21 protein-coding genes and 1 pseudogene are annotated in these 23,583 nt (G+C 42.9%); 12 read left to right on the top strand and 10 right to left on the bottom strand.

Annotated features, from left to right (window positions below; translation table 11 throughout):
• Positions 1-41 precede the first annotated feature (41 nt).
• Positions 42-1,092 (bottom strand): annotated as a pseudogene (gene galT / locus MS_RS02990) (galactose-1-phosphate uridylyltransferase).
• Positions 1,093-1,332: 240 nt separating this feature from the next.
• Here galT and MS_RS02985 point away from each other — a divergent pair.
• From MS_RS02985 to nrdG, 11 genes are all read left to right on the top strand, one after another.
• A complete protein-coding gene (locus tag MS_RS02985) occupies positions 1,333-2,337 on the top strand; it encodes a substrate-binding domain-containing protein (protein ID WP_011199823.1) in 1,005 nt (334 codons plus the stop codon).
• A 164-nt stretch (positions 2,338-2,501) separates the two neighbouring features.
• Positions 2,502-3,494: a galactose/glucose ABC transporter substrate-binding protein MglB gene (gene mglB, locus MS_RS02980; RefSeq protein WP_011199822.1), complete on the top strand. Its 993-nt coding sequence runs from the start codon at positions 2,502-2,504 to the stop codon at positions 3,492-3,494.
• A 64-nt stretch (positions 3,495-3,558) separates the two neighbouring features.
• Positions 3,559-5,079: a galactose/methyl galactoside ABC transporter ATP-binding protein MglA gene (gene mglA / locus MS_RS02975; RefSeq protein ID WP_011199821.1), complete on the top strand. Its 1,521-nt coding sequence runs from the start codon at positions 3,559-3,561 to the stop codon at positions 5,077-5,079.
• Positions 5,080-5,092: 13 nt separating this feature from the next.
• Positions 5,093-6,100: a galactose/methyl galactoside ABC transporter permease MglC gene (gene mglC / locus MS_RS02970; RefSeq protein WP_011199820.1), complete on the top strand. Its 1,008-nt coding sequence runs from the start codon at positions 5,093-5,095 to the stop codon at positions 6,098-6,100.
• 283 nt (positions 6,101-6,383) lie between these two features.
• The gene (gene mglB, locus MS_RS02965) at positions 6,384-7,376 is read left to right on the top strand and encodes a galactose/glucose ABC transporter substrate-binding protein MglB (protein ID WP_011199818.1); all 993 of its coding nucleotides are present in this window, start codon (positions 6,384-6,386) and stop codon (positions 7,374-7,376) included.
• Between the two features lie 268 nt (positions 7,377-7,644).
• Positions 7,645-9,048 (top strand): outer membrane protein transport protein, encoded by a 1,404-nt coding sequence (locus MS_RS02960; protein ID WP_011199817.1) that lies wholly within the window; start codon positions 7,645-7,647, stop codon positions 9,046-9,048.
• Between the two features lie 63 nt (positions 9,049-9,111).
• Positions 9,112-9,651, top strand: coding sequence for a methylated-DNA--[protein]-cysteine S-methyltransferase (locus MS_RS02955; RefSeq protein ID WP_011199816.1), 540 nt, complete (start codon positions 9,112-9,114; stop codon positions 9,649-9,651).
• An 89-nt stretch (positions 9,652-9,740) separates the two neighbouring features.
• Positions 9,741-10,412, top strand: coding sequence for a DNA mismatch repair endonuclease MutH (gene mutH / locus MS_RS02950; protein ID WP_041639581.1), 672 nt, complete (start codon positions 9,741-9,743; stop codon positions 10,410-10,412).
• A gap of 73 nt (positions 10,413-10,485) precedes the next feature.
• Positions 10,486-11,208, top strand: a complete 723-nt coding sequence (locus tag MS_RS02945) for a TerC family protein (protein WP_011199813.1) — start codon at positions 10,486-10,488, stop codon at positions 11,206-11,208.
• Between the two features lie 307 nt (positions 11,209-11,515).
• On the top strand, positions 11,516-13,642 hold the full coding sequence (gene nrdD, locus MS_RS02940) for an anaerobic ribonucleoside-triphosphate reductase (RefSeq protein WP_041639580.1): 2,127 nt from the start codon (positions 11,516-11,518) through the stop codon (positions 13,640-13,642).
• Between the two features lie 284 nt (positions 13,643-13,926).
• Positions 13,927-14,403: an anaerobic ribonucleoside-triphosphate reductase-activating protein gene (gene nrdG / locus MS_RS02935; RefSeq protein ID WP_011199811.1), complete on the top strand. Its 477-nt coding sequence runs from the start codon at positions 13,927-13,929 to the stop codon at positions 14,401-14,403.
• A 67-nt stretch (positions 14,404-14,470) separates the two neighbouring features.
• Here the strand turns inward: nrdG and apaH are convergent, their stop codons facing one another.
• The 9 genes from apaH to MS_RS02890 all read right to left on the bottom strand — a co-directional run bounded on the left by apaH (position 14,471) and on the right by MS_RS02890 (position 21,866).
• On the bottom strand, positions 14,471-15,301 hold the full coding sequence (gene apaH, locus MS_RS02930; protein ID WP_011199810.1) for a bis(5'-nucleosyl)-tetraphosphatase (symmetrical) ApaH: 831 nt from the start codon (positions 15,299-15,301) through the stop codon (positions 14,471-14,473).
• A 56-nt stretch (positions 15,302-15,357) separates the two neighbouring features.
• Entirely contained in the window at positions 15,358-16,224 is an 867-nt protein-coding gene (rsmA, locus tag MS_RS02925) for a 16S rRNA (adenine(1518)-N(6)/adenine(1519)-N(6))-dimethyltransferase RsmA (RefSeq protein WP_011199809.1), read from the bottom strand.
• Positions 16,225-16,346: 122 nt separating this feature from the next.
• On the bottom strand, positions 16,347-17,294 hold the full coding sequence (locus MS_RS02920) for a peptidylprolyl isomerase (protein ID WP_041639578.1): 948 nt from the start codon (positions 17,292-17,294) through the stop codon (positions 16,347-16,349).
• A gap of 76 nt (positions 17,295-17,370) precedes the next feature.
• On the bottom strand, positions 17,371-17,910 hold the full coding sequence (gene pyrR, locus MS_RS02915) for a bifunctional pyr operon transcriptional regulator/uracil phosphoribosyltransferase PyrR (RefSeq protein WP_011199807.1): 540 nt from the start codon (positions 17,908-17,910) through the stop codon (positions 17,371-17,373).
• Between the two features lie 85 nt (positions 17,911-17,995).
• Positions 17,996-18,634: a phosphoribosylglycinamide formyltransferase gene (purN, locus tag MS_RS02910; protein ID WP_011199806.1), complete on the bottom strand. Its 639-nt coding sequence runs from the start codon at positions 18,632-18,634 to the stop codon at positions 17,996-17,998.
• A 66-nt stretch (positions 18,635-18,700) separates the two neighbouring features.
• The gene (purM, locus tag MS_RS02905) at positions 18,701-19,738 is read right to left on the bottom strand and encodes a phosphoribosylformylglycinamidine cyclo-ligase (protein ID WP_011199805.1); all 1,038 of its coding nucleotides are present in this window, start codon (positions 19,736-19,738) and stop codon (positions 18,701-18,703) included.
• A gap of 99 nt (positions 19,739-19,837) precedes the next feature.
• Positions 19,838-20,632: a TatD family hydrolase gene (locus MS_RS02900; RefSeq protein ID WP_011199804.1), complete on the bottom strand. Its 795-nt coding sequence runs from the start codon at positions 20,630-20,632 to the stop codon at positions 19,838-19,840.
• Positions 20,633-20,688: 56 nt separating this feature from the next.
• Positions 20,689-21,246 carry a peptidylprolyl isomerase gene (locus tag MS_RS02895; RefSeq protein WP_011199803.1) on the bottom strand — a complete coding sequence of 186 codons (558 nt, stop codon included), beginning with the start codon at positions 21,244-21,246 and terminating at the stop codon, positions 20,689-20,691.
• 110 nt (positions 21,247-21,356) lie between these two features.
• Positions 21,357-21,866, bottom strand: coding sequence for a peptidylprolyl isomerase (locus MS_RS02890; RefSeq protein ID WP_041639576.1), 510 nt, complete (start codon positions 21,864-21,866; stop codon positions 21,357-21,359).
• A gap of 149 nt (positions 21,867-22,015) precedes the next feature.
• Here MS_RS02890 and cysS point away from each other — a divergent pair, with 149 nt between their 5' ends.
• Positions 22,016-23,392, top strand: coding sequence for a cysteine--tRNA ligase (cysS, locus tag MS_RS02885; RefSeq protein ID WP_041639575.1), 1,377 nt, complete (start codon positions 22,016-22,018; stop codon positions 23,390-23,392).
• Positions 23,393-23,583: the final 191 nt, after the last annotated feature.

Raw genomic sequence — 23,583 nt, 5'->3', positions numbered from 1 at the left:
TTGTCAAGAGCGTATGCGATACGCCCTCGCTAATAATTGAATTATTTACGCATTTTATAATGCACTTCGCTTAAATCCCGTAATCTTGCCGCGGCTTGTTCGGCGGTGAGATCTCGTTGGCTTTCGCCGAGCATTTCATAGCCCACCATAAATTTCCGTACTGTTGCGGAACGTAATAACGGCGGATAAAAATGGGCGTGAAGCTGCCAATGTTCGTTTTCTTCGCCGTTAAATGGCGCGGCGTGGAAACCCATAGAATAAGGGAAAGAAATTTCAAACAAATTGTCGTATTTTGTTGTCAGTTTTTTCAGGGCAAGAGCGAGATCCCGGCTTTGTTCTTCCGTTAAGTCTGTCAAGCGTTTGATATGCGCTTTCTTCGGCATTAATAAGGTTTCAAAAGGCCAAACCGCCCAATAAGGCACAACCGCAAGCCAATGTTCGGTTTCCACCACAATACGTTCTTTGCGTTCCAATTCTCGTTTTGCATAGTCTAAAAGCAGGACGGAACCTTGTTTTTCAAAATATTTCTTTTGATTCAGATCGGCTCTCGCCACTTCGTTAGGCAGAAAGCTATTCGCCCAAATCTGACCGTGAGGATGCGGGTTTGAACAACCCATTGCCGCACCTTTATTCTCAAAAATCTGAACCCATTGGTATTTTTGCCCTAATTCCCGGAGCTGTTCCCGCCACACTTTGACGACTTCTGTGATTTCTTCTACAGTCAATAAAGGCAGGGTTTTGCTATGATCCGGCGAAAAACAAATCACACGGCTTTCACCCTGAGCCCGGCTGCTTTGAAATAGCGGATCCGCTGTTTGTTCCGGCGCCGGCGTTTCAGGCAATAAAGCCGAAAAATCATTTCGGAATACATAAGGTTTTTTATAATCGGGATTAAGCTCGCCCGTAATACGCGCATTACGCGGACAAAGATAACAATTCGGGTCATGGCTTGGTTTTTCTTCCTCGGCAACTTTTTTCCTGCTGACCTTGCCAAGGGCGTTTTGCCCGGTGCGGGGAAACTAAGACCCATTGATCGGTCAAAGGATTATAACGACGGTGCGGGTGTTCTGTCGGGTCAAAAGAAATGCTCATGTGCAGGCCTCCTGATTATATTGAAAACGGTTACATTTTATTGCGAATAAAGATAGCACAATTAAATAAATAAACTGTGAGCAAGATCACATTTATCCAATTTAATCTGATATAAAGGCAATTATTTTTGTAAAATATATACAAATTTTAAAAGTAACCGTTTTCAATAATGATAATTTTTCTATATGATAGAAAACCATAATCCTTAGAATTTCTTCATTATTACGGCAAGGAGAAAATATGATTACCATTCGTGACGTAGCCAAACAGGCGGGCGTATCCGTCGCCACCGTTTCCCGCGTATTAAATAATGCCTCCTCAAGCGAGAAAGCCCGCAAAGCGGTGCAAAGTGCGGTAGAAAAATTAGGTTATTCGCCTAACGCCAATGCTCAGGCGCTCGCCCTGCCGACTACGGATACTATCGGCGTTGTGGTAACGGACGTAACGGATGCCTTCTTTGCTATTTTAGTTAAAGCCGTTGATCAGGTTGCTTCTTCATATAACAAAACTATTTTGATCGGTATTGGTTATCATAATGCCGAGAAAGAACGTAACGCTATTGATACCTTGCTACGTAAGCGTTGCAGTTGCCTGGTGGTACATTCTAAAGCCTTAAGCGACGAAGAATTAGCAAACTATCTTGAGCAGGTGCCCGGCATGGTTATTATCAACCGCAGCATTCAGGGTTATGAACATCGCTGCGTAAGCCTTGATAATCAGCGGGGAACCTTTTTAGCCACGGAAACCCTGATTCGACTTGGGCATAAACGTATCGGTTATATCGGTTCGAATCATCACATCAATGACGAGGAAGAAAGAAGACAAGGCTATATTCAGGCGTTGCAACATCATCGTTTACCTCAAATAGACGATGCCATTATCCAAAGTTCGCCCGATTTTGAGGGCGGCGAAGAAGCAATGATCAAATTATTGAGCTATCACTCCGATTTAACCGCCGTAGTCGCCTATAACGACAGTATGGCGGCTGGCGCGTTATCCGTATTAAATGAAAACAATATCAATGTTCCACGCCAGTTTTCTATAATAGGTTTTGATGATATGCCGATTTCCCGCTATTTAATCCCTAAATTGACAACTATTCGTTATCCTATTGATTTAATGGCTAATTATGCAGCAAGATTAGCCTTAAGCTTAGTCAATGAAGGGATTGAGACGCCTTTGCACGCTCAATTTAACCCTACTGTCGTGCGCCGTTTTTCAACGGAAAACTGTAATAACCCATAAAATTTATGTAATCGTTTCCACATATTTTCAATATTGTGAAAGCGATCACAGTATTAAGTTATTAAACATTGTATTTTAAGCACCACGTTATCCATTGATATCCGTTTTAGTGGGTAATTAAATACACATTTTATTTCCAGTCTTTAGCACAGAGGAATTTCATTATGAAAAAAACAGTATTAAGCGCAGTTGCATTAGCGGTAGGTTTAGGCGCAGGTATTTCAACTGCACAGGCTGATACAAAAATCGGTGTAACAATCTATAAATATGATGACAACTTTATGGCGTTAATGCGTAAAGAAATTGATAAAGAAGCGACCAACTTAAAAGACGTTCAATTATTAATGAATGACTCGCAAAATGCGCAATCTATTCAAAATGACCAAGTTGACGTGCTGATTTCAAAAGGCGTAAAAGCTCTTGCCATCAACTTAGTGGACCCGTCCGCCGCGCCGACAGTTATCAGCAAAGCAAAACCGGATGATATTCCTGTTGTGTTCTTCAACAAAGACCCGGGCGAAAAAGCATTGGCAAAATATGAAAAAGCCTATTATGTAGGTACCGACCCGAAAGAGTCCGGCACAATCCAGGGCGATTTAATTGCCAAACAATGGAAAGCCAACCCTGCATTAGACTTAAATAAAGACGGCAAAATTCAATATGTATTGTTAAAAGGCGAACCCGGTCACCCGGATGCCGAAGCCCGTACTAAATATGTTATTGAGCAATTAAATGCCAACGGCATAGAAACCGAACAACTCTTTATCGATACCGGTATGTGGGATGCGGCAATGGCAAAAGATAAAACCGATGCCTGGTTATCCAGTTCTCGCGCAAACGACATTGAAGTAATTATCTCAAACAACGACGGTATGGCAATGGGCGCTTTAGAAGCGACCAAAGCGCACGGTAAAAAATTGCCGATCTTCGGTGTGGACGCATTACCTGAAGTGCTGCAACTGATCAAAAAAGGCGACATTGCGGGTACCGTGTTAAATGACGGTGTAAACCAAGGCAAAGCGGTCGTTCAGTTAGCCAACAACTTAGCGCAAGGTAAAGACGCCACCGAAGGTACGCAATACAAAGCGGAAAACCGCGTTGTGCGTATTCCTTACGTCGGCGTAGATAAAGATAACTTATCCGAATTCTTAAAATAATTTTTCTGTTTGGGCATGAGGGTCGCCTCATGCCTGTTTTATAGCCTTATTCAGTGAGGTACTTATGACAGCACAATCAGCGCAAAGTGATAATCAAGTGCTACTCACCATGACAAACGTGAGTAAATCTTTCCCTGGTGTAAAAGCGCTAGATAAAGCAAATTTAACTGTCAAATCCCATTCCGTTCACGCCCTTATGGGAGAAAACGGTGCGGGTAAATCTACTTTATTAAAATGCCTGTTTGGTATTTATGCCAAAGATGAAGGGGAAATTCTTTTTCTTGGTAAACCGGTAAATTTCAAAACGTCGAAAGAAGCGCTGGAAAATGGGATTTCCATGGTGCACCAAGAACTCAATCTCGTCCGTCAGCGTAATGTAATGGATAATCTTTGGTTGGGCCGCTATCCGTTAAAAGGCGTGTTTGTGGATCATACAAAAATGTATAACGATACCAAAGCCATTTTTGACGAGCTCGATATCGACATTGATCCGAGAGAAAAAGTTGCCAATTTATCCGTTTCGCAAATGCAAATGATAGAAATTGCCAAAGCTTTCTCTTATAACGCAAAGATCGTAATCATGGATGAACCTACTTCTTCTCTTTCCGAAAAAGAAGTGGAGCATTTATTTAAAATCATCGAAAAATTAAAAGATCGCGGTTGCGGAATCGTTTATATTTCCCACAAAATGGATGAAATCTTTAAAATTTGCGATGAAATTACCATTTTGCGCGACGGTAAATGGATTAATACGGTGCCGGTAAAAGGCTCCACTATGGAACAAATTGTCGCCATGATGGTAGGCCGTGAATTAACGCAACGCTTCCCGCCAAAAATCAACGAGCCGAAAGAAGTGATTCTTGAGGTGGAACATTTAACCGCATTAAACCAACCTTCCATTCAGGATATTAATTTTGAATTACGCAAAGGTGAAATTCTGGGGATCGCCGGTCTTGTGGGGGCAAAACGGACCGATATCGTCGAAACCATTTTCGGTGTGCGCGAGCGTAAATCCGGTACGGTAAAACTTCATGGCAAAATTATGAAAAATCGTACCGCACTTGAAGCCATCAACAACGGCTTTGCTCTGGTAACCGAAGAACGCCGTTCCACCGGGATTTACGCAAACCTGAGTATTGAATTTAACTCATTGATTTCAAATATGAAATCCTATATGAACAAATGGGGCTTATTGAGTGACAAGAAAATGAAAAGCGATACTCAATGGGTAATCGATTCAATGAACGTGAAAACCCCGTCCCATAAAACTACCATCGGCTCGCTTTCCGGCGGTAACCAACAAAAAGTGGTTATCGGCCGCTGGTTGCTCACACAACCTGAAATTCTGATGCTGGACGAACCGACCCGTGGGATTGACGTGGGCGCGAAATACGAAATTTATCAACTTATTATGCAACTTGCCCAAAAAGACAAAGGTATCATTATGATCTCTTCGGAAATGCCCGAATTATTAGGGATTACCGACCGGATTTTAGTAATGAGCAACGGTAAAGTTGCCGGTATTGTTGAAACAGCAAAAACTTCGCAAGAAGAAATTTTGCAACTAGCTGCTAAATATTTATAGAAGGAATTGCAGTATGGCTGGACAAAAAAATAAAACATGGGATTTCTTCAAACAAAATGCCATTTACTTCGTCTTATTAATTTTATTAGGTGTAATTATTGCTCAAGACCCATCATTCTTAAACCTGATGAACTTCAGTAATATTCTTACTCAATCTTCGGTGCGACTAATCATTGCATTAGGTATCGCCGGTTTATTGGTGGTACAGGGTACCGACTTATCAGCCGGTCGCCAGGTAGGTTTAGCCGCTGTGGTGGCCGCCACCATGTTACAGGCAATTGATAACTTAAACCGCGTATTTCCGAACCTGCCTGAAATGCCGATTTTCGTAGTGATACTGATTGTGTGCTCAATCGGTGCCGTAATCGGTTTGATCAACGGCTTTGTGGTCGCTATCTTAAATGTAACGCCGTTTATCGCCACCATGGGTACCATGATCATCGTGTACGGTTTCAACTCACTTTACTATGATGCGGTAGGCGGTTCGCCGATTGCCGGATTCAGCGAAAACTTTTCTTCTTTCGCGCAAGGATTCTTCCGTTTCGGTTCCTTTAAACTTTCATACATTACGATTTACGCCATTATCGCGACAATCTTAATGTGGATTTTATGGAACAAAACTCGTTTCGGTAAAAATATCTTTGCCATCGGCGGTAACCCGGAAGCGGCGCGTGTTTCAGGGGTAAACGTAACACGCAACCTATTGGTTATCTATATGTTAGCCGGCGTATTCTATGCTTTCGGCGGTATGTTGGAAGCCGGCCGTATCGGGTCTGCAACCAATAACTTAGGTTTCATGTACGAATTGGATGCCATCGCAGCCTGTGTGGTAGGCGGTGTATCATTCGCGGGCGGCGTGGGGACTATCATCGGTGTAGTAACCGGGGTGTTAATTTTCACCGTTATCAACTACGGTTTAACCTACATCGGCGTAAACCCGTACTGGCAATATATTATTAAAGGTAGCATTATCATCTTAGCCGTTGCTATCGACTCATTAAAATATGCTAAGAAAAAATAATAAAATTCTCCGATATATTGACCGCACTTTAAAAGTGCGGTCTTTTTTTACTAATTTTTGACGGGTTATAATATGCCTTGATACGGATTCCATACAATCGTCGCCATGCCTGACGCCCGTATTTTGTACCGAACAATATTACAAAACACCGTCCTCTAGTCCTCACCAAACATCACAAAATCTATGAACTGGATCACAGATTTAACAATCTTTTTACCCACCGGAAAATTTAGTGCTAATATCAAAACAAGCCTTATGATTCATTCGCATAGAGGACGTTACTATGAAAAAATTAGTATTAAATACCGTTGCTATTTCCGTTTTGTTAGGCTCCGGTTTGGCCGTCGCTCAAACCGAACCGCTGATTGGCGTCACCATTTATCAATATGACGACAATTTTATGAATTTGATGCTTAGTGAAATAAATAAAGAAAGCGCAAATTTTAAGGATGTGCGTTTCTTAATGAACGACTCGCAAAATTCTCAGGCAATTCAAAACAATCAAATCGATATTTTACTGGCAAAAAAAGTCAAAGTACTTGCCGTTAATCTTGTTGACCCGCCAGCCGCCAAAACCGTTATCGCTAAAGCAAAAAAACATAACGTGCCGGTTATTTTCTTCAATAAAGATCCCGGCGCTAAACTGTTGGCAAGTTACAACCATGCTTATTACGTAGGTTCGTCGCCTAAAAACTCGGCTCTTGAGCAGGCAAAATTAATCGCCAAACATTGGAATGCCAACAAACAATTCGATTTAAATCAAGACGGTAAAATTCAATTCGCCATGTTAACCGGGCAACCCGACAGCACGGCTGCCGAGGTAAGAAGCAAGTACGTTATTGAAGAATTGCACAATCTCGGCATTCAAACCGAAGCGCTCTTTGTCGATACCGCCATGTGGAACGGCAATATGGCAAGAGACCGCATGGAACTTTGGCTAAACGATACCAAAGGCAAACAAATTGAAATGGTCATTGCCAATAATGACGCCATGGCGTTGGGCGCATTAGAAAGCCTGTCGGCACAAAACAAGCAGTTGCCTGTTTTTGGCATTGACGCCTTACCCGAAACCTTAACATTAATTAAAACGGGCAAAATTACCGCTACGGTTCTCAATGACGGCGCTTATCAAAGCAAGGTGTTGGTAGAGCTTGCCCGCAACCTGGCATTGGGTAAAAATGCCGCAGAAGGCATGCCGTGGAAACCGGAAAATAATAGTATTCTCAGCCCGGATATTGCAATTGATAAAGACAATGTGGAGCAATATAGAAAATAAATAACAAAAATCCGCACAAACGATTACGTTTGAACATTGTTATGCCAACAGATTCGAAGAAATAAGCGAAGCGAGTAAAAAAACGATTGCACTTTTGTAAAGTGCGGTCGTTTTTTTACAAGTTTTTCAATAAGATCCCTCATTAAATTACTGGTCTGAACTCTTTAAAAAACAACCAAATAAATTTGCACAAAGCTACAACATTCTTTTAGAATCGCTCGGATTTTTTCTTTTTTGCCAATTTAACTTTATTTTACAAGGGGAACCAATGAAAAAGGCAATAAATAAAACCTTCCTGGCAAGTTGTATTTTATGCGCCGCCGGTCAGGCTTCTGCCGCCGCATTCCAATTAGCTGAAATTTCAACTTCCGGTCTGGGTCGTTCTTATGCGGGCGAAGCTGCAATTGCCGACAACGCTGCCGTAATTGCAACCAACCCGGCATTAATGTCTCAATTTAAAACCAATCAATTCTCTGCCGGCGGCATTTATGTGGATTCCCAAATCCGCATGAACGGTACGGTAAGCGCCAATCTTGCGGGGCAAACCGTTGCACAAGCGCCAGCATCAAAAACCAGCGTTGTGCCGGGGTCATTAATTCCGAATATGTATTTCGTCTCGCCGCTTAACGATAAATTTGCCGTCGGTGCCGGCATGAACGTAAATTTCGGCTTAAAAAGCGAATATGAAGACGACTACGCGGCCGGCGTATTCGGCGGGAAGACCGAGTTAACCGCACTGAACCTTAACCTGAGCGGTTCATATCGGGTAACTGAAAAATTAAGCGCCGGTGTGGGTTTAAATGCACTTTATGCAAAAGCCGAAGTATCCCGTAACGCCGGTATTTTAGCGGATGCCGTCGGCAATGTTGCAAGCAATCCGCAAGCATTAAGCGCTATCGTTGCGCAACGACCCGATCTGGCAAGCAAAATGGGGGCGCTGAGCGGTTTGGCAAGCGGTCTGCAAAGAGATACCCTATTAACGCATTTACAGGATAAAACGGCTTGGGCGTTCGGTTATAATCTTGGTCTGGCTTATGATCTCAACGAAAGAAACCGTTTCGGTATCGCCTATCATTCAAAAATTGATATTGATTTTAAAGACCGTAACGCGGTCAGTTATCTTCCGTACGGCACAACGCCTTACATAGGTGAAGGCGGCTTGGTGCTACATTTGCCAAGTTATTGGGAATTTTCCGGTTATCATAAATTAACCGATAAATTCGCCATGCATTACAGCTATAAATATACCGAATGGAGCCGTTTGAAGAATCTTCACGCCACTTACGCGGATAGATCACTCAGAAATGACGGTTTAGCCTTCCATAAAGATGAAGAATACAAAGACAATTCCCGCATTGCATTAGGTGCAACCTACGAAGTGGATGAAAAATTAACGCTACGCGCCGGTGTCGCTTATGACGAGTCCGCCGCACCTCGTACTCACGCAAGCGCTTCCATTCCGGATACTAACCGTACCTGGTACAGCCTTGGCGCGACCTATAAATTTACTCCGGCACTTTCCGTTGATTTCGGTTTCGCCCATTTACGCGGCAGAAAACTTGACTTCAGCGAAGAACAAAGTTTAGCCGGCGGTTTAGTTACTGTGAAAGCCGATTATAAATCTAAAGCGACGGCTAACCTTTACGGACTGAACATAAATTATAGTTTCTAATTTTCAGTAAATTAAGACATAATAAAGCATATCTTCGGGTATGCTTTTTTTATTGAGAAAAATATGGATTCTATTTATTACAGCTATTATTCCTCTCCCGTAGGCAATTTGTTGATGATTGCGCAACAAGGCAAACTAACCAATTTAGATTGCGAATTGGAGCAAACGGCACCTAATCCTAAATGGATTCTCAATAACGAATTGCCGTTGTTCCGCCAAGTAAAATCGGCGTTGGATCGCTATTTCTCCGGAGAAAAGGAAGATTTTTCCGATATTCCGCTAAACCCACAAGGTACGACATTTCAACAAAGTATTTGGCAGGCTTTGCGCCGAATCCAACTCGGAAAAACCACCAGCTACGGCGAACTTGCCCGGCTCATTAATAATCCTAAAGCGGTGCGTGCGGTCGGCGGTGCGGTCGGCAGCAATCCGATCAGTATTATTATCCCCTGTCATCGCGTACTAGGCAAAAACGGACAATTAACCGGATTCGGCGGCGGATTGCCGATGAAACGCTTTTTACTGAATTTAGAAAAAATCCGCTATGTCGATAAAGGCGTAGAATACGTTAAACAAAAATTACTTAAAAAATACACCGCTTAAAATTTCGCACAAACGCTTACCTTTGAACCTTAGCTATGCCAACGGCTCTAGAGGCGCGAGCAAAATGAGCAAAAACAGACCGGACTTTTATGATCAGCACACCTCAATCGCAACAAGAACTGCTACAACGGGCAAAATCCATCGCCGGTTTAACCTTTGGCGAATTGGCGGCTGAGCTGCACATTCCGGTACCGCCGGATCTCAAGCGTGATAAAGGCTGGGTCGGACAATTAATTGAAACCGCTCTAGGCGCTAAAGCCGGCAGCAAACCCGAACAGGATTTTGCCAATTTAGGTATCGAATTGAAAACAATTCCAATCAATAGCGCCGGTTTTCCTTTAGAAACCACCTTTGTCAGCCTTGCGCCGCTCATTCAAACCGCAGGCGTTAATTGGCATAATTCCCATTTGCGCTATAAATTGTCTAAAGTGCTTTGGATCCCGATTCAGGGAGAACGCCAAATTCCCTTAGCCGAACGCCGTATCGGCAGCCCGATTTTATGGCAGCCTGACCCGCAACAAGAGGCCCGGCTGCAACAAGACTGGGAAGAGTTGATGGACTACATTGTGTTAGGCAAAGTGCATGAAATCACCGCTAAAATAGGCGAAGTTCTGCAACTTCGCCCGAAAGGTGCAAACAGCCGCGCCAAAACCAAAGGCATCGGGCAAAACGGCGAAATAATCGAAACCCTGCCTCTCGGTTTTTATCTGCGAAAAGAATTCACCGCGCAAATTTTGCAAAATTTTCTGCGAAATAAATAATTTTACTTCCCATTCGGAAGTCTACCCGATATGATCCGCACTTTGTTTCTCCGTTAATTAAATAAAGGTTTTTATGTTTGAATGGATTGCCGATCCCGAAGCCTGGATCGCATTATTAACGCTTACCGCATTAGAAATTGTATTAGGCATTGATAATATTATTTTTATCAGCATTTTAGTCGGTCGACTGCCCGAATCCCAACGCCAAATGGGGCGCATTTTAGGCCTAGGGTTGGCTATGTGTACGCGGATTTTACTGCTTTTATCCCTTGCCTGGGTAATGCGTTTAACTACTCCGCTGTTTACCCTGTTTGAGCAGCAAATCTCCGGACGGGATTTGATTCTGCTGTTCGGCGGTTTATTCCTTGTGGCCAAAAGTACCCATGAAATCCATGCCACCATGCACCCGGACGAGGGAGAAGACGAAACCAAAGGGAAAAAAATCAGCTTCCTTGGCACTTTGATGATGATCGCAATTCTCGACATCATCTTCTCGTTAGATTCCGTTATTACGGCGGTAGGTATGGCAAACAACGTTGAAGTAATGATTATCGCCATTATTATCGCCGTAGGCGTGATGATGCTCGCGGCAAAACCAATCGGTGATTTCGTGGAAAACAATCCGACGCTGAAAGTTTTAGCTTTGTCTTTTCTGATTTTAATCGGTGTGACCCTCATTGCCGAAAGCTTAGATTTCCATATTCCTAAAGGATACATTTATTTCGCCATGGCGTTCTCCGTCACGGTAGAGATGATTAACCTTAGAACCCGTAAGCACTTAACAATCAAAGAATAATTAAGCTCAAAGTGCGGTAAAAAATATTGAAATTTTTACCGCACTTTTTCGTTCTCCGGTCAAACCTTCGACGCCTTGAATTTTACCGATAGATAAAATTCAACCATCTTGTGATCTAAATCACAAAAATCAAACTTAAAAAAATTTTTTCAAAACTATTGCATTTCGAATTTTGCAAATAAAACAATAACTAACAAGTCTATCGTCTGAAACACATCCTTTTCTAGTGATTGAAATTCTATTATTTCTATATATAGTGTCCGGCAATTCAATAAAACACTACATATAGATTAAAAAGGTGCTTGCTATGGGTTCATTTTTCATTATTAAACGTGACGGTTCACGTGCTTCTTTTGAAATTCAACGCATTATTAATGCCATCAAAAAAGCGGCAAAAGCGGTAGGTATTGATGACGAGCGTTTTTGTCATCTCGTCAGTCAGCAGGTTTTTGACGAAATTTTTCAGCATAACCAAAATGAAATTGACATCAGCCGGATTCAGCAATTTGTGGAAAATAAACTGATGGCAAGCGCTTATCCTCAGGTTGCCCGCGCTTATATCGAATATCGCCACGACCGCGATTTGGCGCGTGAAAAACGCAGTCAGTTAACTAAAGATATCGAAGGATTAATTGAGCAAAGCAACGTTGAAATCTTAAATGAAAACGCCAATAAAGATGCGAAAATCATTCCGACTCAACGGGATTTATTAGCCGGTATCGTGGCAAAACATTATGCCAAATCCCATATTCTGCCCCGTGATGTGGTAGAAGCGCATGAAAAAGGGGAAATCCATTATCACGATTTAGATTATTCACCGTTTTTCCCGATGTTTAACTGTATGTTGGTTGACCTTAAAGGTATGCTGACACAAGGTTTTAAAATGGGTAATGCGGAAATCGAACCGCCTAAATCTATCGGTACCGCAACGGCGGTAACGGCGCAAATTATTGCTCAAGTGGCAAGCCATATTTACGGCGGAACGACCATTAACCGTATTGATGAAGTGCTGGCGCCTTATGTGCAACTGAGTTATGAAAAACATTTAAAACATGCGCAGGAATGGAATGTGCCGGATCAAAAAGCCTACGCCGACGCATTAATTGAAAAAGAATGTTTTGACGCTTTCCAATCTTTGGAATATGAAATTAATACGCTGCATACTTCAAACGGGCAAACGCCGTTTGTAACCTTAGGTTTCGGCTTAGGCACAAGCTGGCAGGAAAGATTAATTCAAAAATCTATTTTGAAAAACCGTATCCGCGGCCTAGGAAAAAATCACAAAACGCCGGTTTTCCCGAAATTAGTGTTCACCATTAAACACGGAATCAACCAGTCGCCGAAAGATCCGAACTACGATATTAAGCAGCTTGCGCTGGAATGCGCGTCTAAACGCATGTATCCGGATATTTTAAACTACGAACAAGTGGTGAAAGTCACGGGTTCCTTTAAAGCGCCGATGGGTTGTCGCAGCTTCTTAGGCGCTTATGAAGAAAACGGTGAATTAGTCCACGACGGCCGTAATAATTTAGGTGTGGTAAGCATCAATTTACCGCGTATCGCCATTGAAGCAAAAGGCGACGAACAGCGCTTTTATGAAATTTTGGATCAGCGTCTTGCGGTGACCAAAAAAGCCTTAATGACGCGCATTGCCCGTTTGGAAAATACCAAAGCCCGCGTGGCGCCGATTCTTTATATGGAAGGCGCTTGCGGTGTGCGCTTAAAAGCCGATGACAATATCGCCCAAATATTTAAAAACGGACGCGCCTCCGTTTCATTAGGCTATATCGGCATTTACGAAACAATCAATGCGCTCTATAACCAAGGCCATATTTACGACAACGAAATGTTGCGTGAAAAAGGCGTTCAAATTGTTGAATACCTAAGCAAAGCGACCAAAGAATGGCAAAAAGAAACGGGTTACGCATTCAGCCTTTACTCAACGCCGAGCGAAAATCTCTGCGATCGTTTCTGCCGCTTAGATACCAAACAATTCGGCGTAATAGAAGGCGTAACGGATAAAGGCTATTACACAAACAGCTATCATTTAGACGTTGAGAAAAAAGTTAATCCTTATGACAAACTCGACTTTGAAATGCCGTACCCGTCTTTAGCCAGCGGCGGTTTTATTTGTTACGGTGAATACCCGAATATTCAACATAACTTAAAAGCCCTCGAAGACGTGTGGGATTACAGCTACGACCGTGTACCTTACTATGGTACGAATACGCCGATTGACGAATGTTACGAATGCGGTTTTACCGGGGAATTCGAATGTACCAGCAAAGGTTTCACTTGTCCGAGATGCGGTAACCACGATAGCGAAAAAGTATCGGTAACCCGTCGCGTATGCGGTTATTTGGGCAGCCCGGATGCCAGACCGTTTAATGCAGGTAAACAGGAAGAAGTAAAAAGACGGGTGAAACATATGTAACGCTTGTTCCTTTTCTTTGCGTTGACAAAAAAGGAACCAAAAGAAAAGCAACCCTATTTGCCTTTTATCCTGAAAACGGGGGGTAATTTGCTAAACGGAAAATATCGAACTCGCTACGCTCAAATAAGCGCGATATATTCTACAAATTATCCCATTTTTATGGCGGCAAACAAGGGAACCCCGCAAGTGACATTTATAAAACTTCGGGAAAATTAACCGCACTTTTTTAGGGTGTATTTCTTTGCTTACTTTCTTTGTACAAGCAAAGAAAGTAAGAGAATGTTATGAATTATCTACAATATTACCCCGTCGATATCGTTAACGGCGAAGGTACGCGCTGTACGCTTTTTGTCAGCGGTTGCACACACGCCTGCAAAGGCTGTTATAACCAAAAAAGCTGGTCATTCAGTGCGGGGGTACCTTTTGATAACGCCATGGAAGAACAAATCCTCAAGGATTTAAAAGATACCAGAATTAAACGCCAAGGCTTATCCCTTTCCGGCGGCGACCCGCTCCACCCCCTCAATGTGGAAACCCTATTGCCGCTGGTGCAACGCATAAAACGGGAGTGCCCGGATAAAGATATTTGGTGTTGGACGGGCTATAAACTGGAAGAATTAGATGATTATCAACGCAAAATGTTGCCTTATATTGATGTGTTGATAGACGGCAAATTTGTTCAGGAATTAGCTGACCCCGCATTAGTATGGCGAGGTTCCTCCAATCAGATTGTGCATAGATTCAGATCCAACGAATTCTAAAATTCCCTGTTTAATGGCAAAAGTGCGGTAAAAATTACCGCACTTTTTTCTATTCAACTCGACGCTGTTAACCGTTAAACGCATAATCCTTCAATGCCGGCTGACAAAAATATTGTTTATCTTCCCAACGCAGCATAGTCATGCGGTTGTTCCACACGCAGCCGGTATCCAGCGCATAAATATGATGGGGAGTCGGAGTATCCACCAGACTTGCCCAGTGTCCGAAAATAATATCCACTTGTTTATAGAGCGGATTAGACAAATTAAACCAGGGCGTTAATTCTTCCGGCGCCTTATCTACGGGCGATTTACAGTCAAAATCCAGACGATGATCACGGTAACAAAAACGCATTCGGGTAAATACGTTAATAATGTAACGCAGGCGCTCAATGCCGGTTAAATCGGCAGACCATAAATCCGGCCGGCTATCATACATTTGGCTTAATAAATGACAATAGTCCCCCTGTTGCAGCACATTTTCCACTTCTTTCGCACAGGCTTGAGCGGTATTTATATCCCAATCGGGCGAAATTCCCGCATGAGTCATTACCCAGTTCTGTTTCGCATTATAAACAAGCAACGGCTGGTGACGCAGCCAATGGATAAGTTCCTCAAAATCTTCCGCGTGAAAAATGGCGTCAACTCTGTCTCTTGACTTGACCTTTTTAATACCAAACGCGGTGGCAAGCAAATGCAGGTCATGATTTCCTAACACGGTTTGTGCGGATTTTCCTAAGGACTTCACCAAACGCAAACACTCTAAAGATTTGTCTCCGCGGGCAACCAAATCGCCCACCAAATAAAGCAAATCTTGAGTCGGATCAAACCGCACTTTTTCCAACAAACGCTGTAGTTCGTCATAACAACCTTGCAAATCGCCCACAAAATACGTTGCCATAAGTTATCCTTTTTTATAAAAAATAATGGCGAACCTCGTCCGCCATTCATTAACGTTTATTCTTCGTTTTCTTCGATAATTTCATCGCGACGCACATCAGCGGGCGGATTATCCGCCAACCAGTTTGCTAAACGAGCGTAATCCGCAATGGAAAGATTTTCCGCACGAGCGGTTAAATCGATATTTAATGCCGTTAATTGCTCGGGCGTAAATAAAGTGGAAAGCGCATTACGCAAAGTCTTACGACGTTGGTTAAACGCCTGACTGGTTACTCGGTTTAACCAATATAAATCTTTCACCGGATGAGGCAATTCTTTATGGGGAATTAACCGCACCACAGCCGAATCCACTTTAGGAGCAGGTTTAAACGCCGTCGGCGGTACTTCAAGCACAGGCATTACCTGGCAAAAATATTGCGTCATAATGGTTAAACGACCGTAAGCTTTGCTGTTTGGCGCCGCACAAAGGCGTTTTACCACTTCTTTTTGCAGCATAAAGTGCATATCCTGGATTTTATCGTAGAATTTCAATAAATGAAAAATCAGCGGCGTCGAAATATTATAAGGCAAATTACCGAACACCCGTAATTTCTGACCTTGCTCAGCTAAATGTTCGTCTTCATATAATTTACCGAAATCAAATTGCATGGCATCAGTTTCGATCACGTTTAATTTTTGGTGTAAAAACGGGTGATGACGCAAACGCTGTGCCAGATCACGGTCAAGCTCAACCACTGTCAAACGATCCGTTTGATCGGCGACAGGCTCGGTCAATGCCCCAAGTCCCGGCCCGATTTCAACCAGAAACTGGCCTTTTTGTGGGTAAATTGCCGCAACAATGCCTTGAATCACATTATCATCATGCAGGAAGTTTTGCCCGAAACGCTTACGGGCGGTATGGCCTAAATGTCTTTTTGAATTCATATCAATTAAAAAATTAATGCAGTATTACTGCATAAAGTTATGGGATTTAAGTGAAAGGGTTCACCGCAAAAAATATCGGCTATTATATAATAAAAAACCCGGCAAACGCCGGGATTAATCAATTATTTTACAAGATATTTAATTTCCGCACCTTTACGCAATGCTTTGACCCAGTCTTTAGCATCATCCTGCAGCTGCTGATTAACCAAAGTCTCATAGGCTTTTTGACGATATGCTGCTTCTGTCATATCACCTTGGCGGGTATCCGTAACTTCTAAAATATGCCAACCGAATTGTGTTTTAAACGGCGCCGAAATTACGCCTTTTTTAGTGGCTTTAATCACTTGCCCGAATGCCGGATCATAAATTTCCGGGAAAGCGTAACCTAAATCACCGCCATTTGCGCCGGACAGATAATCTTTTGAATAATCTTTTGCCGCCGCGGCAAAAGTGGTTTTACCGGACTGAATATCGGAACAAATCTGATTTAATTGCGCTTTTGCCTGTGCATCATTTAATAACGGATTTAATTTTAACAAAATATGGCGAACCTGATATTCCGTTCCCGTTACCTGAGCTTTTTTGCCTTGCGTCTTTGCCTGTTCTAACATTTGTTTACTTAATGTTTCCACTTGCTCGCGGGTCACATCAATATTTTTACCGATAGAACGATTACGCACTTCCGCCATCATCAGTTGATTACGGATATTATTACGGAATTTTGTGATACCTATTCCCTGATAATCTAAAGCATCAAGCAATTGACCGTAGGTCATATTGTTTTGCGCGGCAATATTCTCAACAATTTTATCAAGTTGCCCTTCGCTGATATGCACATTCGCTTCTTTAACCGCTTTTTGCACTAACATATCATCAATGATCTTATCTAATGCCTTAGCGCGATTAGTCGCATTATTAGCTTGTTTGCCCAAAGCGCGTTTAAGCTGGCTTTCCAAAATCGGCGTACCGTCAACGGTCGCCACCACCTGTTCCACCGCCTGAACGTTCACTGAAACGGCAAACATGCCAATCATCACTAAAAGAAGAGATTTTAAATTACCTGGTTTCATCATTATTCCGTTGTTAAAATTTAATAAATTACGCTCGTTAGAAACACTTTTTAATAAAAAGTTCAAAGATAAAAGCTTATTTTGAAATAAGCGCCACTTCGTAGCAACCGTCAAACTTCATAGTACGTACTTGTACTTTTTCACTACGGCTGGTCGGTACGTTTTTTCCCACATAATCGGCACGAATCGGCAATTCGCGATGCCCGCGATCCACAAAAATCACTAATTCGACCTTTGCCGCCCGACCAAAATCCACCAAAGCGTCTAACGCGGCACGAATGGTGCGACCGGTGAATAATACGTCGTCAATAAGAATCACCGTTTTATTTTGTACGCTGATAAATTCCGATGCGCCGCTATATACCGGCGACTGACTGGCAGGTTCCACATACTCTAAATCATCACGATAAAAGGTGATATCAAGATCAATCGAAGGCAGACTTTGCCCGCTCAATTCATTGATTTTACGCTTAATCAGATCGGCGATTTCGGCACCGCGACGCTTGATTCCCACGATCACGAGATCATTTAAATTCTGATGTTTTTCAATGATCTCATGGGAAATACGAGAAATTGTGCGCATGAACTGACTTTCATCGATAATAATTTTTTCCATAAAATATAAACAACCCCTTATTCAATAAAATTGACGAGATCTACTATATCAAAATTCCAGAAAAAAGCACCGCACTTTAGGAAATTTATTCTGCGGCGTAACCGTTTTCCGCTAAAAGCTGACCGTCTAAATAAGCTTTGCCGCCCGCTTCTTTTAAGCGCCCGTCAACAAACCACTTCACTACCAAAGGGTAGATCTGCAATTCCTGAATTTTCACCCGCTCTTCCACATCTTCAATTCGGTCATCGGGGAAAATAGGTACTTTAGCTTGCAGAATAACCGCGCCGCCGTCCATTTTTTCATTAACAAAATGCACCGTGGTGCCATGTTCCGAATCGCCGGCTTCAATAGCTTTTTGATAGGTGTTTAAGCCGGGATATTTAGGCAATAAGGAAGGGTGAATATTGAGAATTTTGCCGGCAAAATGTCGGGTAAAACCGGCAGTTAAAATTTTCATATACCCTGCAAGCACGATTAAGTCTGCGGCAATTCCGTCAATATAATCCGAAATTGCCCTATCCATTTGGCTATTATCGGCATAATTTTTTCGCTCAAAAACTGCGGTCGGAATTCCCGAATTTTTCGCACGTATCAGCCCGTAAGCATCGGCTTTATTACTTATCACCGCGGCAACCTGTGCGTTTATTTTTCCTGCCTTGCAGGCATCCATAATAGCTTGCAGATTTGTTCCCTGCCCTGAAATTAAGACGACGATTTTTTTCATCGGTTTTACTTTCCTGAAAGATAAAAAGCCTAATCAAGAGGATTAGGCTTCAACATAAAATACAAATTAACGAATGATAACTTGCTCTTCACCGGCATTTAAAGGTTCAACCTGACCGATTAACCAAGCATTTTCACCAGCTGCTTTCAGCACCTGCAACGCTTTTTCCGCATCGGCTTGAGGAAGCGCAATAACCATGCCGACGCCGCAATTAAACGTACGGTACATTTCATGGCGGGTAATATTGCCCTGTTCCTGCAACCATTTAAAGACAGGCTGCCATTCCCAGCTGTTTTCATTAATCACTACTTTCACATCCTCCGGTAACACGCGCGGAATATTTTCCCAGAAACCGCCGCCGGTTAAGTGAGCAATAGCGTGAACGTCAACATGTTCGATTAATTCTAAAACGGATTTCACATAGATTTTTGTCGGCGCCAACACCTGATCCGCCAGCGGGCGACCCGCCAATTGTTCGGTAGCCGGATTTACGCCCGCCACTTCAATAACTTTACGAATTAAAGAATAACCGTTTGAATGCGGACCGCTGGAACCGAGCGCAATTAAGGCGTCGCCGGTTTTTACTTTACTGCCGTCAATGATTTTCGCCCGTTCAACCACACCCACGCAGAAACCGCCAAGGTCATAATCGCCCGCATGATACATGCCCGGCATTTCGGCGGTTTCGCCGCCGATTAACGCACAACCGGATTGCACGCAGCCTTCGGCGATACCGGCAACCACATCGGTGGCGACATCAACATCTAATTTACCCGTTGCATAATAATCTAAGAAAAATAAAGGCTCCGCGCCTTGCACAACCAAATCGTTAACACACATGGCAACCAAGTCGATACCGATGGTATCGTGCTTGTTTAAATCAATAGCCAGACGTAATTTCGTGCCTACGCCGTCGGTACCCGAAACTAATACGGGCTCTTTATATTTGGTCGGTAACGCACATAATGCGCCAAAACCGCCTAATCCGCCGATAACTTCCGGACGAGTCGTACGTTTCACGTGTGGTTTGATACGATCCACCAACGCATTACCTGCGTTAATATCGACACCGGCGTCTTTATAACTTAATGATTGTTTGCTCACGGTTGTTTCCTATAATTTAGCAGTCAAAAACAAATTCAGGCGCTATTGTAGCATGCTTACGTAATCGTTTGCGATACTTGTTGGAAAAGAAATATAAATTTATTTGACGGCGAACATTTCGCAACTATTCCGCCAGATTTGCTGCTGAATCTGCGCCGGCGGTTCGCTTCTTAATTCGCATAGATACCGAAAGGTTTGTACTAAACGTTCCGGGCGGTTTGCTTCGCCCTGAAAGCCGAACACCGGCATATCCGGCGTATCGGTTTCCAGCAATAAACTGTCTAACGGCAGTTTTGCAATAGCCTGTCTTGTTTTATTGGCGCGTAGGTAGCTAATCACGCCGCCCACGCCGATTTTATACCCGAGGTCCACAAAATTTTTAGCCTGTTGATAGCTACCGGAAAAACCGTGCAATACGCCGCATTTCGGTAATCGGATTCGTTTAAGAAAAGTAAAAAGCTGATCATGGGATTTTCGGCTGTGCAAATTTACCGGCAGTTTATATTGCTTTGCCAAATATAATTGCGCTTCTAAAAAATCGCATTGCCTGCGCCACAATTCATCACTGATTAATTCACTGACACTGCGTTCCAAACCGATTTCTGAAAGTGCAGTCAGATTTTGCGGATTTTTCTGCAAATAAGTTTCCAATTCATCTAAATGGCTTTTTTGATGATTTTTAATAAACAGCGGGTGCAAACCCAAACCGCAATATAAATGCCGGGGGAAAAGCTCGGTCATATTAAGAATATTTTCGAAATCCCGTGCCATCACCGCCGCAATCAGGATTTTTTGCACATCCGCGTTTAACGCATTCTCCATCAATGCCGATAAAGGCGTGTTTGTAGTACGTTGCAGATAATCAAGGTGCGTGTGGGTATCAAAAAAAGCCACTATCTATTTCCTACCTATTTCCTACAAAAAAGCACGAGAACTCCCGTGCTTATCCGTTATTCAACAGTTACCGATTTAATAACGACGTCTTCCTTAGGCACATCCCGGTGCATTCCCACCCGACCGGTCGCCACTTTGGCGATTTTATCCACGACGTTCATGCCTTCCGTTACCTTACCGAATACCGCATAACCCCAACCTTGCTGGCTTTCTTCGGTAAAATTCAGGAAATCGTTATCCTGCAGATTAATAAAAAACTGTGCAGTGGCGGAATGAGGCGCCGATGTGCGCGCCATGGCAATAGTACCTCGCAGATTTTTCAACCCGTTATTAGCTTCATTTCGGATGGCTTCATTCGTTTTTTTCTGATTCATACCCGGCTCAAAGCCACCGCCCTGAATCATAAATCCGTCAATAACACGATGAAAAATCGTATTATCATAAAAGCCCGTTTGTGCGTAATCCAAGAAATTTTTACTGGAAACCGGCGCTTTTTTTTCATTAAGCGCAATTTTTATATCGCCATAATTGGTATGTAAGGTTACATTTTTTGCATTCGCGTTAAACACGAAAAATAAGGCAAAAAGTGCGGTCAAAAATTTAAATTTTTTCATATCTATTCACAATCCTGATTTGCACGATTCTGTTTGCCGTGCTTTATCAAATAAATTAAACATTTCAGACGGCGCAATCCGAAGCCTGCTCCGTCAAATAAAATAACGGGTTATTCCACCGTCACCGAAGTAATAACTACATCTTCTTTCGGCACGTCCTGATGAAAACCGGCATTACCTGTTTTTACGCCTTTGATTTTATCCACTACATCCATGCCTTCAACCACTTCACCGAATACGGCATAGCCCCATTCCTGCACAACTTCACGTCCGAACATTTCTTTCGCGCGATAATCAAGGAAAGCGTTGTCCGCCACGTTAATAAAAAATTGCGCCGTTGCGGAATGCGGATCGGAAGTACGCGCCATCGCAATGGTGCCGCGTTTGTTGCTTAAACGGTTGTTCGCTTCGTTTTTGATTGGCGCTTTGGTATTTTTTTCACGCATCCCCGGTTCCATACCGCCGCCCTGAATCATAAAACCGTCAATAACACGGTGGAAAATTGTGTTATTATAAAAACCCTCTTTACAATAAGCTTCAAAATTTGCCGCAGTTTCCGGTGCTTTTTCATGATTTAAAGCGATTTTGATGTCGCCGAAATTGGTATGTAATGTAACCATTGTGTTTTCCTTATAAAAATGAATGGGAATTTGGTTGCGCATTATTCCATAAAAAGCCGTTTAGTGCTATAAAGTGCGGTGGGAAATAGCAAAATTTGTCGGGCAGGGATCCCCGCCGATTAATAAAAACTCAAATATTGGAACCTTCAATGTTAAAAATTTTTAATACTTTAACCCGCGAAAAAGAAGAATTTAAACCCATAAACCCGAATAAAGTGGGTATGTATGTGTGTGGCGTCACCGTTTATGACTTGTGCCATTTCGGCCACGGCCGCACCTTTGTTTCCTTTGATGTAATTACTCGTTACCTTCGTTATCTTGGTTATGATTTGCGTTATGTTCGTAACATCACCGATGTGGATGACAAAATAATTAAACGTGCGTTGGAAAATAATGAAACCTGCGATCAGTTGGTCGAGCGTATGATCGCGGAAATGCATAAGGATTTTGATGCGTTAAATATTTTACGACCAGACGTAGAACCGCGCGCCACCAAGCATATTCCTGAAATTATCGCTATGGTCGAAACTTTGATTCGGCGCGGACACGCTTATGTGGCGGAAGACGGCGATGTGATGTTCGATGTGGAATCTTTCCAAAAATACGGCGCGCTTTCCCGCCAGAATCTTGAACAGCTTCAGGCTGGCGCCCGGGTTGAAATTAAATCCGTGAAGAAAAATCCGATGGATTTCGTACTCTGGAAAATGTCGAAACCGAATGAACCGAGCTGGGATTCCCCTTGGGGAAAAGGCCGCCCGGGCTGGCATATCGAATGTTCCGCGATGAACGACAAGGAACTTGGTAATCATTTCGATATTCACGGCGGCGGTTCGGATTTAATGTTCCCGCACCACGAAAACGAAATAGCCCAATCCTGCTGCGCTCATGACGGCGAATATGTGAACTACTGGCTGCATACCGGTATGCTCACGATTAACGAAGAAAAAATGTCCAAATCCCTTAATAATTTCTTCACCATTCGCGATATTTTGACTAAATATGATGCGGAAAGCGTGCGTTATTTCTTTTTAACCGCGCAATACCGCAGCTTGCTGGATTACAGCGAAGAAAATATCGGCCTGGCGCGTAAAGCCCTGGAGCGTTTATATACCGCCCTTCGAGGTTGCGAAACGGTAGAAATTCCGGCAGAAGACCAATATGTGATTGATTTCAAAACCGCAATGGATGACGATTTCAACACCCCGGGCGCTTTAGCCGTATTGTTTGAATTGGCACGGGAAATCAATAAGTTAAAAACTGAAGATCAAACAAAAGCCAATCAACTTGCCAGCCGCTTAAAACAACTTGCCGGCGTATTAGGTTTATTGGAGCAAGCTCCGGAAACCTTTTTACAAGGCGATGCGGCGGATGCCGAAGTCAGTAAAATCGAAGCTTTAATCAAACGGCGTAATGAGGCCCGCGCGGCGAAAGACTGGGCGGCCGCCGACGCCGCCCGCAACGAATTAACAGCTATGGGCGTTGTGTTGGAAGACGGGGCAAAAGGTACTACTTGGCGTAAGCTGTAAACCTTAATCGACTCAAAAGTGCGGTAGAAATTTTGAAAATTTTCACCGCACTTTTTCTTTATCTACAGAGGCTGAAATAAACTTGTTTTTTGCCTGAAATCCGTAATAAATCTCTTTTAATATCCGTCATTTATTTTATGTAACGTTTCGATATAAAAATATTGTCGTTCTCCTGTTGAATTGTTTTAGCT

The sequence above is a fragment of the [Mannheimia] succiniciproducens MBEL55E genome (assembly GCF_000007745.1).
In the GTDB taxonomy this organism is placed as follows: domain Bacteria; phylum Pseudomonadota; class Gammaproteobacteria; order Enterobacterales; family Pasteurellaceae; genus Basfia; species Basfia succiniciproducens.
The sequence above is the reverse complement of the archived record's forward strand: the minus strand, read 5'-3'. Positions and strand labels throughout refer to the sequence as shown.

What these genes read in the sequence shown, in the direction of transcription:
- MS_RS02985 (WP_011199823.1), top strand. Translation starts at nt 1,333, where the DNA reads ATGATTACCATTCGTGACGTAGCCAAACAGGCGGGCGTATCCGTCGCC.
- mglB (WP_011199822.1), top strand. Translation starts at nt 2,502, where the DNA reads ATGAAAAAAACAGTATTAAGCGCAGTTGCATTAGCGGTAGGTTTAGGC.
- mglA (WP_011199821.1), top strand. Translation starts at nt 3,559, where the DNA reads ATGACAGCACAATCAGCGCAAAGTGATAATCAAGTGCTACTCACCATG.
- mglC (WP_011199820.1), top strand. Translation starts at nt 5,093, where the DNA reads ATGGCTGGACAAAAAAATAAAACATGGGATTTCTTCAAACAAAATGCC.
- mglB (WP_011199818.1), top strand. Translation starts at nt 6,384, where the DNA reads ATGAAAAAATTAGTATTAAATACCGTTGCTATTTCCGTTTTGTTAGGC.
- MS_RS02960 (WP_011199817.1), top strand. Translation starts at nt 7,645, where the DNA reads ATGAAAAAGGCAATAAATAAAACCTTCCTGGCAAGTTGTATTTTATGC.
- MS_RS02955 (WP_011199816.1), top strand. Translation starts at nt 9,112, where the DNA reads ATGGATTCTATTTATTACAGCTATTATTCCTCTCCCGTAGGCAATTTG.
- mutH (WP_041639581.1), top strand. Translation starts at nt 9,741, where the DNA reads ATGATCAGCACACCTCAATCGCAACAAGAACTGCTACAACGGGCAAAA.
- MS_RS02945 (WP_011199813.1), top strand. Translation starts at nt 10,486, where the DNA reads ATGTTTGAATGGATTGCCGATCCCGAAGCCTGGATCGCATTATTAACG.
- nrdD (WP_041639580.1), top strand. Translation starts at nt 11,516, where the DNA reads ATGGGTTCATTTTTCATTATTAAACGTGACGGTTCACGTGCTTCTTTT.
- nrdG (WP_011199811.1), top strand. Translation starts at nt 13,927, where the DNA reads ATGAATTATCTACAATATTACCCCGTCGATATCGTTAACGGCGAAGGT.
- apaH (WP_011199810.1), bottom strand. Translation starts at nt 15,301, where the DNA reads ATGGCAACGTATTTTGTGGGCGATTTGCAAGGTTGTTATGACGAACTA.
- rsmA (WP_011199809.1), bottom strand. Translation starts at nt 16,224, where the DNA reads ATGAATTCAAAAAGACATTTAGGCCATACCGCCCGTAAGCGTTTCGGG.
- MS_RS02920 (WP_041639578.1), bottom strand. Translation starts at nt 17,294, where the DNA reads ATGAAACCAGGTAATTTAAAATCTCTTCTTTTAGTGATGATTGGCATG.
- pyrR (WP_011199807.1), bottom strand. Translation starts at nt 17,910, where the DNA reads ATGGAAAAAATTATTATCGATGAAAGTCAGTTCATGCGCACAATTTCT.
- purN (WP_011199806.1), bottom strand. Translation starts at nt 18,634, where the DNA reads ATGAAAAAAATCGTCGTCTTAATTTCAGGGCAGGGAACAAATCTGCAA.
- MS_RS02895 (WP_011199803.1), bottom strand. Translation starts at nt 21,246, where the DNA reads ATGAAAAAATTTAAATTTTTGACCGCACTTTTTGCCTTATTTTTCGTG.
- MS_RS02890 (WP_041639576.1), bottom strand. Translation starts at nt 21,866, where the DNA reads ATGGTTACATTACATACCAATTTCGGCGACATCAAAATCGCTTTAAAT.
- cysS (WP_041639575.1), top strand. Translation starts at nt 22,016, where the DNA reads ATGTTAAAAATTTTTAATACTTTAACCCGCGAAAAAGAAGAATTTAAA.